Source organism: Caballeronia sp. HLA56 (genome assembly GCF_054655155.1).
Genome location: NZ_BAAHOB010000004.1, coordinates 201,436 through 218,338, shown reverse-complemented (window position 1 = coordinate 218,338; position 16,903 = coordinate 201,436). Strand labels below are relative to the sequence as shown.

Genomic DNA, 16,903 nt, shown 5'->3' with positions numbered 1-16,903 from the left:
GTTCGCGGCACGCGGACCGACCTCACTGGAAGAAACAATCATGGAAGTCGCCATCGACGGCGCGACGGTGCCGACCGCGCTGTCCAAAAATCGACCAAACGGCTCATACCCTTTTTGCTTCTATGTACGTGCTTGCGTTCCTGGACCGCGCCAATGTGGGTTTGGCGAAACAGGCCTTGCATGATGTAGTCGGCATTTCCGATGCGGCGTTCGCATTCGGCGCCAGCATCTTTTTCATTGCATATGTCTTGCTCGAAATCCCGAGCAATCTCGCCATGCACAAGGTGGGCGCGCGTGCCTGGATGTGCCGGATCATGGTGACGTGGGGCCTCGTGTCGGCAGCTACCATGTTCGTGCAGGGCTCGACGAGCTTCTACACATTGCGCTTTATTCTGGGTGCGTGCGAGGCGGGCTTCTTTCCCGGCGTGATCCTCTATCTTACCTACTGGTTTCCGGACTGGACCCGTGTGAAGGTCATGGGTCTCTTCTACTTCGGCGCACCGCTTGCGTTCATGCTCGGTTCGCCGCTATCGGGTCATCTGTTGCGCTTCGACGGCATGCTCGGATTGCAAGGCTATCAGTGGATGTTCATGCTCGAAGGGCTGGCGGCGACTGCGGTTGGCGTGTGGGCCTACTTCTATCTCGACGACAAGCCGGCCGACGCCAGCTGGTTCGATTCCGATGAAAAGCACGAGCTGCTTGCTTTGCTCGAGGCGGAGCAATCGGCGAAGATTTCACATGGCCCACACGGCGTTGGTTCCGCACTCTCCGATCGGACCGTGCTGTACTTTGGCCTGATCTTCTTTCTAATTCAGATGGGCGTGTCGGTGGTCGTGTTCTACCTTCCGACCTTCGTGGGCAAGCTGCTCGGTACTGGACCGAATGCGCTCGTGGGCTTCGTCGTTGCCATTCCGTGGACCTGCGCGCTCATCGCGACCTTTCCCGTGCCGAGATGGGCGGCACGCGGAAACAGGCTGGTGGTCTATGGCTGCGCGAGCCTGCTGGTCGCTGCGATCTCGATGTTCATCTCGGCGGGCGCGTCACCGCTCGTATCGATGATCGCCTTGTGTCTCGCGGTAGCGGGCCTCTGGGCTGTCCAGCCCATCTTCTGGTCGATGCTCACGAACTACCTCGGCGGCATGGCGGTTGTCTCCGGCGTCGCGATGGTCAACACTATCGGTAACATCGGCAACTTCGTCTCCCCGAACCTGAAGGCGTGGGCCGACGCGAGCTTCGGATCTAGCGTTGCCGGACTGATTCTGCTAAGCGGTGTCGTCGTATTGGCAGCGCTGCTTTTGATCGGCGCGCGGCGTTCTTCACAACCGGTACGTGTTAAGGCGCTCCACACGTGAAGCGATGGAGCGACGCGGCGGCAAGTATCGGACATGATGTGAATGGCCCGGTGCTTTTTGTCGTCGCGTCTTCGCATCCGGCAAGGCTATCTTGAGCAAGTCAACTCCGATAACGGGCGACTGCGCTGCATTCTCGCCTGGTCAATCGTCCGCAGTACCTTTGGAAGCCGTCATCGAAAGGAGCGGAGGTTGGACGGCCGAATTGGGTCGCGAAGACTCATTCAGTTTTTCTGGACGCTAACGTATCGTCACCACCGCACGGCTAACGACCGCAAGGTGACGACCAGCAGCCGCCCGGCTCCTGAAGGTCGAACGACCGCAAAGGCCGATGATCCGACGTCGACGGCGGCGAGCGAATGACCGTTGCACTCAATAAAAAAACACTTAACGCAGCGGCTTTCGCACGGCCGACTTGGGTGAAGACTCGGTCCCAACTCCAAAAATCCGACTTTCAAACGACGGCGTGCCAACGCCCGTTGGAGCGAGGTTCGTCAAGACACCGCGACCGTGCACAGGCGAGCGACGAACAACGAAACGACGTGTCGGCATTTAAAAGATGAGCTGATTGTGTCCAGCCAGTCGAGAATTCACGCGGCCGACCAAGAGCTTGGCATAATGAGATCGACGCATCCTACTATTCCTTTCATGCTCTCATCGACCGGCAGTCGCACAAAGCGAAAACCGTCGCGCGGAACACTCGCCCGCTATCAGGATCGCATTGTCGAGATTTCGGGCGAAGCCCGCGGTCAGCGCGTGATGATTCGATCCATTCACCCCGATGGACGCGAACGGCTGACGGCAGTGAAGATGACAAATCTCCTACCGCTTGAGAGTCAGCTGTTTTGATCAAGCGCCCGTGAGAGTCGCTTGCTCAGCTTTGATTGACGGCATCCTTGAAGCTCTTTCCCGCCGTGAACTTGACGGTCTTGGCTGCGGCGATCTCGATTGTTGCGCCGGTTGCTGGGTTGCGTCCGGTGCGCGCAGCGCGCTCACCGCTGCCGAAAGTGCCGAAACCGATGAGTTGGACGGCGTTGCCCGCAGCGACCTCTTTTGAAATTGTGGCTAACACCGCATTAACTGTTTCCTCCGTGGCACCTTTGTTCGTCCCTGCCTGTGTCGCGACGGCATCGATCAATTCCTGCTTGTTCATTGCGATTCTCTCCAAAGTGGTTGAGCGTCATCATACCGAACCTTGAAGGCGGGCGAACCATAGCTCGCGTATCAATCGATACACATTGGTGAGACATCCACGAGGTGTGGCGTGCTTTTGAACAGCAGTTGGTGCCTCCCTCTCCGCCTAGCTAACGGCAACGGACCTCTAAATTGGCTTGCCGCCGAGCCTCGTTCATTGCAAGCATAGCCTTCAGGCGTCTGGCATACCGCTTGACTACGTTGGGAAGTTTGGTATTTAGCCTCGCGACCCACAAATGGGCGCTCAATCCAAATTCAATGGTGATAAGTCGTATTATCACCATTGCGTTTAATGGCGGTGGCTTGCCACTGGCGACACACGTCGTCGGAGCGCGAGTCCATTCGGTCGGCTGACGGTTCTGCTCCTTAGTACTGCGTAAAGCTTATTGTTCAATAACTCAATGGGCGCCGCGCACCTACGCCACGCGGAGTTCGTCGCTCACGCCGACGTCCACCTGTTTCTGTGCGAGCTCTTCGACGTCAAGCTCAAGTACGGACAGCCGAGCAACTTGGACGGGAAGCAACGCGTAGGCGATGCGAAGCTCATGGAGGCGTGCCTTCCAGTAACGAACGCTTATCGGCAAGGGAGCTGATGCTGTACGTACTGCCGTCACCACTTCCCGTAAATGAGCGAGTTCACGATCAGCTTCTAGGGAGGTTCGCTTGAGCACGTCGGGCGAAGTAGCGGGGACGTGATGTTTTCGGTCAACTGCGATTGACTTCATACGGTGTGCATCTCCTGATCCATTGAGACCAGCGTATCGAGGCTCTCGAGGAATCAAGGAAGGATGCGGGCGCGTAACCGGCCTGGGGGTCTTGGCTGTGAACGATGGGGCCATGCCGGGATCACGCGAAGGCGTGAGCAGAGCAAGCGCTGCATCGGCTGATACCCTTCCTCTTTTTCAGGGCCCGGCGGCTTCCATGCGCGTGTGCAACGCTCGCCCCACCAGCGAATCCGCACTGCGAATCAGGCGTCGCACGCAATCGTCCACCGTTGCTTTCGGAAAGCGACCCGCGAGCGCCGCGGCAACGGGGGCATCTAGGCATCGACGACGTCAATTACCGGGATTTCGTAGCCGTAGCCGGCCTCCATCAATGCAGCGCGGACAGGGCACACTCCATCGCAAACTGCGCCTGCGTCGCCTCGTAATCTCGCGCCGCGCGGATGAGCGTTTTCGGATCGGTTGCGCTGCGCCGACCAAGAGACCAACGACTAATGCATTGGGAGCAGCAAGCAGATACAGTTCTGCTAGCGGTCTGTCAGTCCGGAGAGCGATCGCCTCCGTCGAGAAAAATGGGATGTTGCGCTTCCCATTCCCTACGGGTTTTCGCCAACTCCTCCTCGAGCAATTTTTCGTCGGGAAGCACTGTTTGGTACTCGGCAGCAAGCACCTTGTTGGGCAGGCCGTCGAGCGCATAGCGTGCGATCGCTTCGTTGGTTCTTGCACAAAGGATCAGGCCGACTGGCGGGTTTTCGCCCGGCAGTGTCCAGTGTTCCTTCGCGTAATTACAGTACATGTGCATCTGCCCGACATCCGCATGATTCAGCTCGGTCAGTTTGAGATCAATGATTACGAGACAGCGCAGTCGTCGATGGAAGAAGAGCAGATCTACACGAAACCAGCTGTCTCCGATGCGCAATCGCCGTTGCCGCCCTACGAACGTGAAGTCGCCGCCCAGCTCAAGCAAAAAGTCCTCGAGCCGGTGGATGAGGGCGTCTTCAAGGTCGCTTTCCGAATACTCGTCTTTCAAGTCAAGGAACTCGAGAACGTAAGGGTCTTTGATCGCTTCTTCGGGCTTCATCGTGTCGCCCGGAGCTGCGACGCGGCCCTTGGCGAGCATTACGCGCTTATCGTTGGACATCAACGTGCGGGTGTAAAACTGACTGCCGATCTGGCGTTCGAGCTGTCTCACGCTCCATCCACCACGCAGCGCTTCGCCTTCGTAGAACGACCGCTCTTCCGGCGATCGCGTCCGTCGCATTAGTCGCACGTAATGCGTCCAGGACAATGGAAAACGTTCAGCCAACTGCTGGAGCGAGAATTTCCGAATCGGTGATTCGGATTTTGTTCGCGAGGCGCGGGTCGTAGATTTCCGAATCACCGATTCGGTAATCTCGCTTGGCGGATAGCTCTGGTAGAAGAGGCGCATCAGTTCCAGATTGTCAGCGCCAAAGCCCCTTCCAAACTGCTTCGTCAGATCCGCTGACAGGCGTTGCAAGAGCGCCTGCCCGTACTCAGCTCGCCCCTGCCCGCCCTGCTCCGATTCGACAATCCGACGGCCGACCAACCAATAGGTCGCAGTCATCAGTGCATTGATGCTCCGCGCTGCGGCACCCCGGCCGTCTTCCAGGAGAGCGACCACATCGCTGAGCGTGTCCCTGTAGGCGCCTTCAGGCACGAGCACATCGTTCATCTTTTTTGTTTCCACGCGTCTCTTTGGAGGGGGAGCGAGCCAATCGGTCGTCAATGTTGAGTGTGCACAAAGCTGGAAAGCATACGCGATGAACGACCGTCGCACACCTCAACGCCTCTTTCTCGCCGCACTTCGCCGGACGCGGCCATCCCGTACACCCGAGTCCCTCTAATTTTCTAACGCTATTTATTGCCTATCCTAGGGGACCTCGAACCGTTCGCTGGGTGGCACCGGTTCAAGTCCGTTCCCATGCGTGCGGTTGACCTCGTATTTTACGCGCAGCTCCCGCTGTCCGCGCCGCGTGGGTGATGGTGGCTCGGCAGGCGGACAAAGGCAGCTCGTCGGAGGCGCTTCGAGATCCAGCCGAAGGGAGCACGGTACGAAATTCAGCGAACTCGCCTCTTACGAAGGCCGCTGGCTCGCAAGTGAAGGTCATGCCGGTGAAGCGAGCGGCTCCGGTCATCGATGCTGCACTTTCCGTGTTGCCATGTATGCGTCAGACAGGCCCGTATGCAACCGGCTGAGTCCTTCGCGTAAGGCCACCAATTCTTGCTGGTCGCCTTCATGTTCACGACGCAAAATCTCCCCGAGCAAGGCCGTGGCACGCGACGCAGATAACTCTCGCTGCACGCGCGCTTCCCCCAGCCGACCCACGAGCGCTGGCTTGACAACCAGTAGCCAGGCCGGAAACCAAACATAGTCCTCGATTTCGCCTGTGCCGGAAAACTCAGCGTCGAAGCGCCGACGCAGCGCCTCCAGCGAAGCGTCCTGGAGCCCGGCAATCAATGTGGCGAACCGTGACGGTGCGAGCCACGCCAATTCCGCTAACAGCGGCCACGCCGCATCGAGACCGGCTGCTCGATAGCGCGCCTCGGCCATCCAGGCGAGTGGCGACGGGATGCGCCACCACGATTCGATCGTGTTGACGGCGTCAGTGGCCGCCGCCCAGTCCCCTGCGCGAAGCCATAGCGGCGCGGCGTGACTTTCTGTGTCGGTCCCGCAAAATGCCAGCGGGGCAGCGCGCTGGGCGAGCGAGCGCCAACACGGTGTCGACCACGCATGAGCGTCCTGTGCGGGCATCACCCGCTGGGCCGCAGGCATCGCATGATCCTCGAGGTGTCGCCGCACCACGGCGAGTTCCGCGTGGTCAGTCAGGGGAAGGCTTGAACCGTTCTCGAGTTCGCGAACAAGCACGGTCATCGCAGGCAGCGCACTGTCGTCAGGGTATTCATCGGCGAGATGCGTCAGCGAGGCTCGCGCTTCTACCGCATCGCGACGCTGCAATTGCTCCACGACGTCATTGCGCAGTACCACGTCACGGCTGTCGGCAAATATATCGAGTTGTTGCATGCTTTGCTGCATCGTCGTCGCACTCAGGAATGTCGTTGATTAGGAGCGGTCAGGCTAATCCATTTCCACGCGTCGAGGAAGCGGTCGCCGTTCCTTTTCGGCGGTCTTGGCATGAATCACCTGGTGCCGGGTGCGCCTCACGACAAGTAGCCTACCGACGCGCATCTAGCATCGTGCCTCGACAGCGGCGAGCGCCGCACCGACATGCGTAGAGGCGCTTGAGCGCCGGCGTTCGGCGCCCTTCGACATCCAGCGCGTAGTCGATGAAGATCTCTGCGCCCTCGTCAATCTTGCGTGTCGCCCGGATGAAGACCCGGTCGCCCTCCTGCTCGGCTTCACAGTTGGGCGCGCAACTGTGGTTGATCCAACGCGCGGAGTTGCCGCCTTGTGCGCCATCGATCATGCGTCCGTCGTCGAGCCCGAAAAAGAAGGTATGCCCGTCTTCGGCGGTGGACCGCTCATACCGGCGCTGTGCCTCTTTCGCTGAGATGACTTCGCCTTTGTACTCGAGGATCGGATCACCCACGGAAATCGTCACGGCGGCGAACACACCGCGACCATGAATGGGCGAGTGACGGACTGCAATGCGGCGCATGGTTGAGTTGGTGTGAGAAGGTAACAAAAAACTGCGCTTTTGTGACGACAGGCATAATCGCATCATCATGTCAGCCAGTCTAGAAATGTCCGCTCCGCCTCGTCGCACGAAACTTAAACGCAAGCCGGCGCGCGGCACGTTGGTGCGCTATGAGGATCGGATTGCGGAAGTTCTGGGCGAAGCGCGCGGGCAAACGTGTCATGATTCGCTCCATTCACCCAGACGGACAGGAGCGCCGCACTGCGGTGAAATGGGTGAACCTCATACCGCTCGAGACTCAGCTTTTCTGACCAAGCGCAACCCCATCGAACGGGTGACGCGACGGCAAGCTGGCGCCTACGCCGTTGCGTGTCGCCCGGTTTCCGTTGCGCTCACGCGTGGTTGACGGCGTCCTTAAAGCTCTTCCCCGCGGGTGAAGAACTTCACCGTCTTGGCCGCCGCGATCTCGATCGACTCACCGGTCTGAGGATTCCGGCCGGTTCGGGCGGCGCGTTCGCCGGTCCCGAACGATCAAAAGCCGATCAGTTGAACGGTGTCTCCCGCGGCCACCGTTTTCGAAATCGTCTCAGACACTGCTTTGATCGCCTCTTCTGCGGTGGCATTGCTCGACCCCGACTTCGACTCAACCGCGTCAATCAGTTCCTGCTTGTTCATTGGCGTCTCTTCCTCTCTATTGAAAACGAATGTGATCTCACCGAACCGCTGCGAAAACAGGCGACCGTCGCTGCTACAAGGCTGCGTCGGTCGCATCCAGATCGAACAGATCCGAGGTGGTGCTCTGTGCGGCGAGCAGTTCGGGCAGAGCACCATTTCTAACCTTCGCCAGCGTGTCCGGCGACAGCCAGATTTCCTCCATGGCCTCGATGCCCTCTGCGATCATCCGCTGGAGAAAGAACGATTGTTTCCGCCCCGTGGCCTCGGCCAGCACCCGCAACCGCTGTTCGATGACGGGGTCGATCCGCACCGCGACCACTCGCAGCTTGTTCTCTGCCGATCTTCTCATCTGTTCGCTCCTTTTCCGACCAAGCGCACCGCGCGCCTTCGGCCTTGGATTGCGCCTACCGCAGGCGCGATCCAATCATGATCTACGGGCGAACTTTCACGCTCGCCGTTTTGCCAGCCACGGCCTTTCGGGCGGCTCGCCTGGCGGGCAGACTGGCTTCGGCGGTGGGTACACTTCGTGTTGACGGGCGCGCCGTTGGGCGCAGCGCCTTCAACTGTTCTTGAAGTGACTTCTGTGCCAATTCGAGCGCCGCGAGCTTGCCCTGGAGCATTCCGGTCTGATGGCGCGCGTCACCCTGCTGCTCCTGCAGCGCTTCGACGGTGCGACGATGCTCGGCCTCTCGCTTGTCTGCCCGCTTGGCCGCCTCGGCCAATTCTTTCTGAGCCTTCGCTGTGGCGCTGCGTTCCCGATCGATTTCCAGAAGCGCTCGCTTTTCCGACGCGCGCAAGCGCTCCTCGGCACGGCTCGCGGTCTCGCGAAGCTTCTCCAAATCACGCGAGAACGTGTCGCGCACCTTCTCCAGTTCCCGCTCGCGCGCGAGCGCCTCTTCGCTGAGACGCTCGATCTGCGCCTCGAGCGATTTACGCGTGGCGGCCTCTTGTGCCTCCTGCCGCTCCCGTTCCCGAATCTCAACCTGGGCCGCCAGCAGCGCCGCGGTACGCTGCTCCAGCGCCGTTTCCGTCCGACCGAGTTCTTCACGAGCCGCGACGAGCTTTTGCGTAGATTCCGCGCGCTGCGCCTCGACCTCATCGCGCAGCGACGTGAGTTCGGCCTGCGCGGAGGCAGCCGCTCGCGTCCACAGTGTTCCGACCAATTCGCCTGCAGCGTCGCTCAAATCGGCTGGCAAATCGGGATGCTCAATCCTGACCCGGCTCTTCTCGCGCAGCTCAACCCAGAACTCGCTGAGCACCGACGCGGGCGTGCTCATCGTGCCGCGCCGAACCAGGTTGTAGAGACGATTGGCCGTGGGCGGGACGCCGAAGCGGAAAAACAGCAGCGCGCAGACCTCGCGATAGAGCTCGCGCGTCTTGGGAAATTCGACCTTGAGGCGCTCGATATCGGCGGCGAGGCGCGTTTCGTCGGAAAGGACGTCGGACATTGACGGAGAAAGAGATTAATCCGTTAATAATATAACGTATTTCGCATTAAATCTCATTGTCAAATCGACTTAATTTGACATTAATATCATAATGTTGAGAACCCTATGCTGAGCTGTCGCCAAAACGAACATGACTTGAAAGCCCCCTATGCCAACCTCACCGCCCTATGCGTTGCAACCGACACCGCTCGAAACGATCGTCATCCCAGCGACGCTGAACGGCTCCGCGGGGCTAAATCGGGCAGTGACAGGACGCGCCCAGATTGCGGCCGATAACGACCTCGACGCGATCCGCGCAAGGCTGTCACGCTTTGTCGACACGAAAACCACCTTCGAGAATTACCGCAAGGAAGCCGAACGGCTCCTGCTCTGGTCGGTCGTCGAGATGCGCAAACCCCTCTCTTCTTTGACCCATGAAGACTGCTTGCGCTATCAGCAGTTTCTGGCCGACCCGCAGCCTGCCGGCACGTGGGTGGCCGGGGGCGGCCGCAAGCATCCACGCAGCGACGCGCGCTGGCGGCCGTTCTACGGCCCGCTGTCGCCGTCCAGTCAACGCCAGGCGACTGTCATCCTGAACGTCATGTTCTCGTGGCTGGTGCAGGCCGGCTACCTGGCCGGCAATCCACTGTCGCTCTCACGCCAACGCACGCGCCACGCGGCGCCTCGTATCACTCGTTACCTGGAGCTGAGCGTGTGGCAGGAGGTCAAGGACTTCATTGCGACGATGCCCAAGCAAACGGACCGGGAAAAAGCCCACGCGTACCGCGTCCGATGGTTATTCACCCTGCTCTATCGCGGCGGGCTGCGCATTGCGGAGGTCGGCGCAAATACCATGGGCCAGTTCTTCGTAAGACACGATGCGGACGGCGTGTTGCGCTGGTGGCTGACCGTGAACGGCAAAGGCGACAAGCAGCGGCTTGTGCCGGCCACGCGCGAGATGATGATGGAACTGTCCCGTTATCGGCAGCACCTCGGCTTGAGCGCCCTGCTATCGCCCAACGAAGACACCCCGCTCGTGTTGCCGATCGGCGCCACGGCGTCGAACGAACGCACCGAGACGTGCGCGCCGCTCACGCGCGCGGCGCTGCACGCCATCGTCAAGGACGTGTTCACGGGCGCCGCCGAACGTCTGCGGGAGCGCGACGATACAGCAAGCTCGCGGGCTGATCTGCTTGAAAAGGCCTCCGCGCATTGGCTCAGGCACAGCGCCGGATCGCACATGGCCGACCAAAAGGTTGACGTGCGCATGGTGCGCGACAACCTCGGACACGCCTCGCTAACGACGACCAGCATCTTTTTGCACGTCGACGACGATCGGCGCCATCAAGAGACCGAAGAAAAGCACCGGGTAGACTGGTGACTGAACCGGACATCATCGGAGTCTTGCGCCCGTTCAAGCGGCACGTCTCCCAAACCGGGCAAGGTCATGCCAAACTCGCTTGACCGCGCAACACGATGAACTCGCCATGGAAGCCCTTGACTTTGAAGCACAGATTTCGACTAACCGACGCGGCGTGACCTTCGTCCTAGCGGGAAAGAACGGCGCGGTCGAATGCATGATTGTGCGTGCCGCGCTGGAGGCCTGTTTCTGGCTGCCAACCGATGCGGATGATGCCAAGATGATGAAGACCTTCCACGATGGTGTCCACCGTATTCACGCCGTTGCGCATCGCAAGCTACTCGCGCGTCCCTCGACGCGCCTCGAATTAACGACGGCCGACTTCTCCCGCGGGCTGAGCGAGAGTCCTATCTGGATCACGCTAGTGGCATGTGTTGCTGGCGCAGCTGTGGAGGTCGTTCGCGGGGCAGACGATTAGTTGCAAAATTCTGCGGTCGCCGACCGCCCTCTCGCGGCCGTTCCTTTGGGAGATCGCCGCGCGACGCTCTGTGCCTTATTTTTCGGTGGGTGCGCATTGCCCTTCCCCGTTGGGCGGACATCCGGTGTCGCGGATCGATCGCGTCGCGAAACCGGATTCTTCGCGGCGGGCCAAATTGCCTATATCTTTCGGGATTCAAAACATGAGCAACCAGGTTCCCAAAGTGATCGCGCATGCACCGGGCTCACCCGGACAATTGAGCGAACTCGCCGCACAAGTCAGAGAGGCAACGGGCGCCGCCTGCGTAGCTCTGATAGTCGTCGACGCCGCCGGAAATGGTGGCTACAGCATCGCCGGCCCGCTCGACGCTCAACTCAGCATTCCGCACACGCTCGAAGAGATCGCTCTCGAGCTCCGCTCACAACTTGCGAGCTCCATCCAGTAACACGTGCTCCACGATCGCAGCCGAACACAGGGCGGATTCAACCGGTCGTCGCAACACCTTTAATCGAGGAGGTGTTGCATGGTCCGATGTGCAAAGCAAGTGTATCGGTTGACCGGTAGAGGAGCGATGTACTCGCCGGGCGCGCCATCACTTGGAAACGAGATCGAGCGTCGCTTTTGGCAACATATTGCGACAGGCATTACAAGCGAGAAGGCAGCGGAGGCGGTAGGCGCATCTCAAGCAGTGGGCTCGCGCTGGTTCCGCTATCGTGGCGGCATGCCACTATTCATGTCAAAACCTATCGCTGGTCGATACTTGTCGTTTCCTGAGCGAGAAGAGATAGCATTGCTCTCTGTTCAAGGCCTTAGAGTGCGCGAAATCGCTCGGCGTATCGGACTCAGTCCATCAACCGTTTCGCGAGAACTCACGCGCAATGCAGCAACACGCAGTGGGTATCTCGAGTATCGCGCCTCTGTTGCGCAGTGGAAGGCGGATCGATTCGCCAAACGACCGAAGCCAGCGAAGCTGGCAACTCATGAACAACTGCGTCAATATGTACAGGAACGCCTGGAAGGCAAAGTTCATGACGCTGATGGCCGTGTGATTGCTGGGCCTAGGCAGGCACCGTTTAAGGGTCGAAATAAGCCCCATCGCGGCGATCGAACATGGGTCAATGGCTGGTCACCTGAACAAAATTGCCAATCGGTTGCAGGATTTCCCGGATGATGAATCGATGCGTATTTCCCACGAAGCCATTTATCAAGCGCTTTATATTCAAGGGCACGGCGCACTCAAGCGCGAGCTGGTGGGCTGCCTGCGCACGGGGCGCGCGTTGCGCGTTCCTCGAGCAAGAGCGCGTGCTAAGGCGTGGGCGCATGTCAGTGAGCAGGTGATGATCTCTAGTCGGCCTGCAGAGGCGGAAGATCGTGCGGTGCCAGGCCATTGGGAAGGCGACCTCCTCATCGGTCTGAATCGATCGGCCATCGGGACGCTGGTGGAAAGGTCGAGCCGCTTTACGATGCTTGTGCATTTACCTCGAGAGAAAGGCTACGGGTTGATACCTCGCACGAAGAACGGGCCTGCGCTAGCCGGCTACGGGGCCGTCACGATGGCCAACGCACTTAAGAAGACTGTGACTGACTTGCCCGCTGAGTTATGGCGGTCATTGACATGGGATCGTGGCAAGGAGCTTTCCGATCATGCCCGCTTCACTATCGAGTCTGGCGTGAAAGTATTCTTCGCCGACCCGCAAAGCCCATGGCAGCGCGGTACAAATGAGAACACCAATGGCCTTCTACGACAATACTTTCCAAAAGGTACAGACCTGTCCCGATGGAACGCTCGGGAGATCCAAGCCGTTGCTAATACGTTGAACTCAAGGCCGCGGAAAACTCTTGGATGGAAAACGCCTGCGAAAGCCCTAAACGAGTACCTGAAATCTATCCAACAATCCGGTTTTGCGACGACCGGTTGAATCCGCCCAGTACGCAAGCCATGACTTCCAGCGCAAGCTGGCGGAATATGACATGCGCTGCTCGATGAGTCGCAAGGGAAATTGCTGGGACAACGCGCCGACGGAAAGCTTTTTTAACAGCCTGAAAAACGAGCGCGTCCATGCGACTCGCTACCGGACGCATCAGGAAGCGATGGCAGACTTGTTTGAATACCTGGAAGTATTTTATAACCGCAGTCGTCGTCATTCGTCGCTCGGCTTCGTATCGCCGGTTCAGTTTCTGCAGAACTGGATCAACGCTCAGCAGACCACGGATGCTGCTGCATAACTCGGGACCCGTGGAAGGCGAAAAACCGAGGGAAGCTCACGTCTCCCAGCGCCGTAGCGCTGCTTCGTGCCAGATCTGCGGCGGCGGTCCTGAACGTTCTTCTCGACGATGCCTTTCTCCCAGCCTGCCGCCCGGTTACAGAAATCCGGCTCGAACAGGTAGTGACTGCACATCGCTTCGAAGCGCGCGTTGACTCTTTGGGAGGCCATACGCCGGCAATGTCGCGCGAGAAACGCTGAATGTAAAGACCTCGGACGATGTTCAGGCTTAGAGCAAACGCTTGTTGACCATACTCCTTGCCGCTGCGCCGATAGCTTCGGCGGGCATTCTCGGTGCCCATCCAAGGATCCGTCGCGCCTTCTCGTTTGAAGTCTTTTTCGAATAGCCAAGGTCCGGGACAAACGCTCGAAGTTCCGGCTTAAAAAGTGCTAAAGCACGCAGAACTGGATCGGGGATAGTGCGTGTGGGTACGCGCTTTCCGCTCGCACCAACGCTGTCCCTGACGACGGTGCCGATCTCTTTAAGCGCAAGCGCCGGCCCATTCGAAAGCAGGAAACGCTCTCCCGCAGCGCTGGCATGCTCCATGGCGAGGATGTGCGCCCGCGCCACGTCACGAACATCGACAATGGGAATGAACAGATTGGGTACCGCCGGCATGGCACCATCGAGCATTCTCTGAATGATATGGTTGGCGCCAGAGATTTCCCTGCCCATCACCGGACCCATTACGGCTACGGGAAGCATCGTAGTGAGCTCAATAGTACCGCCCTCCGCGGCAATAAAATCCCATGCCGCGCGCTCAGCAAGCGTTTTGCTTTTACCGTACGCATCAACCCCCGAACCATCCAGGTTCGTCCAGTCTTGCTCGGTAAAGACACGATCATCGTGGCCGTGCCCCCAGCCCACTGCGTGAAATGCCGAAGTCAGAACGACGCGCTTCACGCCGGCGGCACGTGCGGCCCGCAACACCCGCAACGTACCTTCGCGCGCTGGAACAATCACGTCGCCTTCTTTCTCGACATGCCCTGGCCGCACCGGCGATGCGACATGGAGCACCGCTTCGACATCGTGGACGGCTTCTGCCCAGCCCTGATCAAAGAGTAAATCGGCGGCGAAGAAACTCAGGTTGTTGCCACGAATCATGCCGGCGTTCGCGAGGACAGTCCGCACAGCCGCTTCCTGCGCCAGTGACCGGATCGTGCTGCGAACGTCATACCCGTGTTCCAGGAGCTGGAGAATGCAATGTCCGGCAATAAAGCCCGAACCACCCGTGACGAGAACGCGCTGACGATGTTTCATTGGTTTTCCTTTGTTGCAGGTAGAGAATGCCCAGGCTGGTGCTCACGCCAACGCTGCGGAGTGGTCCGCTCCCACGAGCGGAAGGCCCGGGCAAAGGAATTGGGCTCTGCAAAGCCGAGCAGCAGGGCGATGGCGATCTCATCGAGATCGGTGTTGACCAGTAGACGACTTGCTATGGTGCGTCTTACTGACGCGAGCTGTTGCTGGTAGCTCGTTCCGGCGGCGGCGAGCTGGCGTTGAAGCGTGCGACTGCTAATGCCGAGTCGGCGCGCGATTTCACGGATGCGGGGATAGTGCCCCTCACGTAACTGCTGCGCGATGGCGACGCGCGCTTCACTGACGATCAACGGGAATCCTTCGCCTTGGGCGATGCGCGCCTCGAACCCGTTCAGCACGCGTGCAAAGGCGCCGCCATCAGCGGTCATAAAGGGCGTATCGAGCGCCGCCCGCTCGAATACCATCGCGTTGTCCGGCGCGCCAAAAACGATCGGGCATTCGTAGTGACGGCGGAGGAGCACTTCGTCCGCGGGCCTGCGCGTCAGCTCCACACGAAGGGGCAACACTCGTCCTGCAGTACCTTGGTGTGCCAACGCCCTCAGGGACGCCATGGTTGTATCGACCAGGAGGCGCGGCACGTCGCCTGTTGCCTGGAGCCAGCGATAACGTACGCTGACCTCGTCGTCCTTCGCCGCTACCTCCACGAGTTCAGGACAAGTGAGACGTTTATATCGGGCCAGCGCCGAGAGTGCATGTCGAAAGTCAGGAGCGTGGAGTGCCACGATCGCGGCAACTGCGTAACCGCGCGCGACGCCTTCTGCACCGAAACGCAGCCCCGCGGACCGATCACTTATCGCCTCGTCGGCGGCATCCCACAGCCGGAAAAAATCGCTCGTCACCCAGGTATTGGATACCGGGACACCCGCGCGCGCGCATAGCCGCTCAAGTGAGAGATCGAGGGTCGCGAGCGCGCCTGGCGGAATGGAAAAAGTGTTAGGGCCAGTCATAACTGCAGAATAGACGTTCCTGACAAATCAGAAAAATCCGATCGCGCCAAAGTGACTCTGCTCGGGACGCGTCCTGATTACATCGGCGGCTTGACCACTTTTTATGTTTTCCTTAATGGGGTTAGGCGTTTGCGCCTGCATCCACGGCAAACGTGGACCTGGTGACCAACCATGCTGCGGCGCTGGCCAGAAAAGCAGCAGCCGCGGCTCAAGACTTCCGACGGATCTTTGCACGCACTTTCACCTCGTCGGCGATTGACCATGCCTCGATTTCACATACAGCAGAAATTTGCTAATTTCTGTTTGTACGGAGGTTCTAATGTCAGAGAAGCTAGTGCCAAAGCGGCAGTACACAGACGAGTTCAAGGTCGAGGCCATTAGGCTTGCCGAATCAGTTGGGCAGCACAAAGCCGCGCGTAGGCTTGGGGTGCCCGTAGCAACCTTGGGCAATTGGAGTCGACGCAGTCGCAATGCTAAAAGTATCGGCGAAGTCGACAGTCACGAAGTGAAGAGCACGCGATCGACGCGCCCGATCAACGAACTTGAGGCGGAGAACAGCCGACTTCGGAAAGAGCTCGCCAGTGCGAGACTCGATATCGAGATCCTTCGAAAAGCGACGGCGTACTTCGTGAAGGGGTCGCGGTGAAGTACGCATGGATCGACGAGCACCGCGGCCAGTACAGTGTTACTCGGCTGTGTCACGTCTTGACGGTGTCGCGCAGCGGATATTGCCAGTGGCGTAAGCGCGTGCCAAGTCAGCGAGCGCAGGCCAACGCCGCGCTTGATCGGGAGGTGGCAGCGATTCACCGGGCCAGTCGTGGCAGCTACGGCCGTCCTCGGATCGTAAGGCAATTAAGGATCCAGGGCCAGCCGGCGAGCGCCGAACGCGTACGCCGTAGTCTGCAACGCCTAGGGCTGCGGCCGGTCTATAAACGCCCGTATCGGGTGACGACGGATTCGACACACCGCTTACCGGTTGCCCCCAACCTGCTTGATCGTCGTTTTGACGGCTGGCAGCCCGATCAGGCTTGGGTCAGCGACATCACGTTCATCAGGACCGGCGAAGGTTGGCTATACCTAGCTGCCATTCTGGATCTGGCAAGCCGACGCATCGTAGGTTGGTCAATTTCAGAGCGCATCAACGCGGAACTGGTCTGCCAGGCACTGCGCAGCGCGTGCTGGCACCGTAAGCCCGCGCTGGGGTTGTTGCTACATTCCGATCGCGGAAGTCAATATGCAAGCCGGGCGTACCGAAAACTGGCCGCTGACTTCAAGATGAACGTTTCGATGAGCCGTCGCGCTAATGCATGGGACAACGCGGCAATGGAAAGCTTCTTCAAAACCCTGAAAGTCGAGCGAATCTATCAGGTTCGCTACGAAACGCGCGCGCAGGCTCGTCTGGATATCGTCGACTGGATCGAGGGCTACTACAATCGACAACGCCTGCACACCTCTATCGATTTCTCCACTCCCGTCGATTACGAGGCTAGGATGATCGCTGCATGACTTGCTGTACGTGGAAACGAGGCAGGATCACGCCCTACGACTAAAA

At 59.4% G+C, this 16,903-nt stretch carries 13 protein-coding genes and 4 pseudogenes; 7 read left to right on the top strand and 10 right to left on the bottom strand.

Annotated features, from left to right (window positions below; genetic code table 11):
• Positions 1–105: 105 nt before the first annotated feature.
• A pseudogene (locus ACYQ47_RS17060) lies at positions 106–1,352 on the top strand (MFS transporter).
• A gap of 871 nt (positions 1,353–2,223) precedes the next feature.
• Here ACYQ47_RS17060 and ACYQ47_RS17055 read toward each other — a convergent pair.
• The 8 genes and pseudogenes from ACYQ47_RS17055 to ACYQ47_RS17020 form a co-directional block, all read right to left on the bottom strand.
• The gene (locus tag ACYQ47_RS17055) at positions 2,224–2,502 is read right to left on the bottom strand and encodes an HU family DNA-binding protein (RefSeq protein WP_459906106.1); all 279 of its coding nucleotides are present in this window, start codon (positions 2,500–2,502) and stop codon (positions 2,224–2,226) included.
• Between the two features lie 457 nt (positions 2,503–2,959).
• Positions 2,960–3,268, bottom strand: coding sequence for a hypothetical protein (locus ACYQ47_RS17050; protein ID WP_459906105.1), 309 nt, complete (start codon positions 3,266–3,268; stop codon positions 2,960–2,962).
• Between the two features lie 535 nt (positions 3,269–3,803).
• The gene (locus ACYQ47_RS17045) at positions 3,804–4,958 is read right to left on the bottom strand and encodes a PDDEXK nuclease domain-containing protein (RefSeq protein ID WP_459906104.1); all 1,155 of its coding nucleotides are present in this window, start codon (positions 4,956–4,958) and stop codon (positions 3,804–3,806) included.
• Between the two features lie 459 nt (positions 4,959–5,417).
• A complete protein-coding gene (locus ACYQ47_RS17040) occupies positions 5,418–6,308 on the bottom strand; it encodes a hypothetical protein (RefSeq protein WP_459906103.1) in 891 nt (296 codons plus the stop codon).
• A gap of 151 nt (positions 6,309–6,459) precedes the next feature.
• A complete protein-coding gene (locus ACYQ47_RS17035; RefSeq protein ID WP_459906507.1) occupies positions 6,460–6,903 on the bottom strand; it encodes an SET domain-containing protein in 444 nt (147 codons plus the stop codon).
• A gap of 371 nt (positions 6,904–7,274) precedes the next feature.
• Positions 7,275–7,557, bottom strand: a pseudogene (locus ACYQ47_RS17030) (HU family DNA-binding protein).
• Between the two features lie 73 nt (positions 7,558–7,630).
• Positions 7,631–7,906, bottom strand: coding sequence for a hypothetical protein (locus tag ACYQ47_RS17025; RefSeq protein ID WP_459906102.1), 276 nt, complete (start codon positions 7,904–7,906; stop codon positions 7,631–7,633).
• A gap of 82 nt (positions 7,907–7,988) precedes the next feature.
• Positions 7,989–9,005, bottom strand: a complete 1,017-nt coding sequence (locus ACYQ47_RS17020; RefSeq protein ID WP_459906101.1) for a DNA-binding protein — start codon at positions 9,003–9,005, stop codon at positions 7,989–7,991.
• Positions 9,006–9,153: 148 nt separating this feature from the next.
• Here ACYQ47_RS17020 and ACYQ47_RS17015 point away from each other — a divergent pair, with 148 nt between their 5' ends.
• From ACYQ47_RS17015 to ACYQ47_RS16995, 5 genes and pseudogenes are all read left to right on the top strand, one after another.
• Positions 9,154–10,365 carry a tyrosine-type recombinase/integrase gene (locus ACYQ47_RS17015; protein ID WP_459906100.1) on the top strand — a complete coding sequence of 404 codons (1,212 nt, stop codon included), beginning with the start codon at positions 9,154–9,156 and terminating at the stop codon, positions 10,363–10,365.
• A gap of 106 nt (positions 10,366–10,471) precedes the next feature.
• A complete protein-coding gene (locus ACYQ47_RS17010; protein ID WP_459906099.1) occupies positions 10,472–10,822 on the top strand; it encodes a DUF1488 family protein in 351 nt (116 codons plus the stop codon).
• A 202-nt stretch (positions 10,823–11,024) separates the two neighbouring features.
• Entirely contained in the window at positions 11,025–11,267 is a 243-nt protein-coding gene (locus ACYQ47_RS17005; protein WP_459906098.1) for a hypothetical protein, read from the top strand.
• Between the two features lie 78 nt (positions 11,268–11,345).
• Positions 11,346–12,741: pseudogene (locus ACYQ47_RS17000) on the top strand (IS30 family transposase).
• 4 nt (positions 12,742–12,745) lie between these two features.
• Positions 12,746–13,048 (top strand): annotated as a pseudogene (locus ACYQ47_RS16995) (IS3 family transposase); the annotation flags it as partial.
• A gap of 267 nt (positions 13,049–13,315) precedes the next feature.
• Here the strand turns inward: ACYQ47_RS16995 and ACYQ47_RS16990 are convergent.
• On the bottom strand, positions 13,316–14,347 hold the full coding sequence (locus ACYQ47_RS16990; protein WP_459906097.1) for an SDR family oxidoreductase: 1,032 nt from the start codon (positions 14,345–14,347) through the stop codon (positions 13,316–13,318).
• Positions 14,344–15,351, bottom strand: coding sequence for an AraC family transcriptional regulator (locus tag ACYQ47_RS16985; RefSeq protein ID WP_459906096.1), 1,008 nt, complete (start codon positions 15,349–15,351; stop codon positions 14,344–14,346). The genes ACYQ47_RS16990 and ACYQ47_RS16985 overlap by 4 nt, the downstream gene beginning before the upstream one ends.
• 319 nt (positions 15,352–15,670) lie before the next feature.
• Here ACYQ47_RS16985 and ACYQ47_RS16980 point away from each other — a divergent pair.
• Positions 15,671–16,857 (top strand): IS3 family transposase gene (locus tag ACYQ47_RS16980; protein WP_459906095.1). Its coding sequence is split into 2 segments (ribosomal slippage): positions 15,671–15,965 and positions 15,965–16,857, totalling 1,188 coding nucleotides; the frame shifts between segments, so codons are not numbered across the junction.
• Positions 16,858–16,903 lie beyond the last annotated feature (46 nt).

Coding starts and splice junctions, on each gene's coding strand:
- ACYQ47_RS17025 (WP_459906102.1), bottom strand. CDS start 7,906: ATGAGAAGATCGGCAGAGAACAAGCTGCGAGTGGTCGCGGTGCGGATC.
- ACYQ47_RS16985 (WP_459906096.1), bottom strand. CDS start 15,351: ATGACTGGCCCTAACACTTTTTCCATTCCGCCAGGCGCGCTCGCGACC.
- ACYQ47_RS17040 (WP_459906103.1), bottom strand. CDS start 6,308: ATGCAACAACTCGATATATTTGCCGACAGCCGTGACGTGGTACTGCGC.
- ACYQ47_RS17035 (WP_459906507.1), bottom strand. CDS start 6,903: ATGCGCCGCATTGCAGTCCGTCACTCGCCCATTCATGGTCGCGGTGTG.
- ACYQ47_RS17010 (WP_459906099.1), top strand. CDS start 10,472: ATGGAAGCCCTTGACTTTGAAGCACAGATTTCGACTAACCGACGCGGC.
- ACYQ47_RS16990 (WP_459906097.1), bottom strand. CDS start 14,347: ATGAAACATCGTCAGCGCGTTCTCGTCACGGGTGGTTCGGGCTTTATT.
- ACYQ47_RS17055 (WP_459906106.1), bottom strand. CDS start 2,502: ATGAACAAGCAGGAATTGATCGATGCCGTCGCGACACAGGCAGGGACG.
- ACYQ47_RS17015 (WP_459906100.1), top strand. CDS start 9,154: ATGCCAACCTCACCGCCCTATGCGTTGCAACCGACACCGCTCGAAACG.
- ACYQ47_RS17045 (WP_459906104.1), bottom strand. CDS start 4,958: ATGAACGATGTGCTCGTGCCTGAAGGCGCCTACAGGGACACGCTCAGC.
- ACYQ47_RS17020 (WP_459906101.1), bottom strand. CDS start 9,005: ATGTCCGACGTCCTTTCCGACGAAACGCGCCTCGCCGCCGATATCGAG.
- ACYQ47_RS17050 (WP_459906105.1), bottom strand. CDS start 3,268: ATGAAGTCAATCGCAGTTGACCGAAAACATCACGTCCCCGCTACTTCG.
- ACYQ47_RS17005 (WP_459906098.1), top strand. CDS start 11,025: ATGAGCAACCAGGTTCCCAAAGTGATCGCGCATGCACCGGGCTCACCC.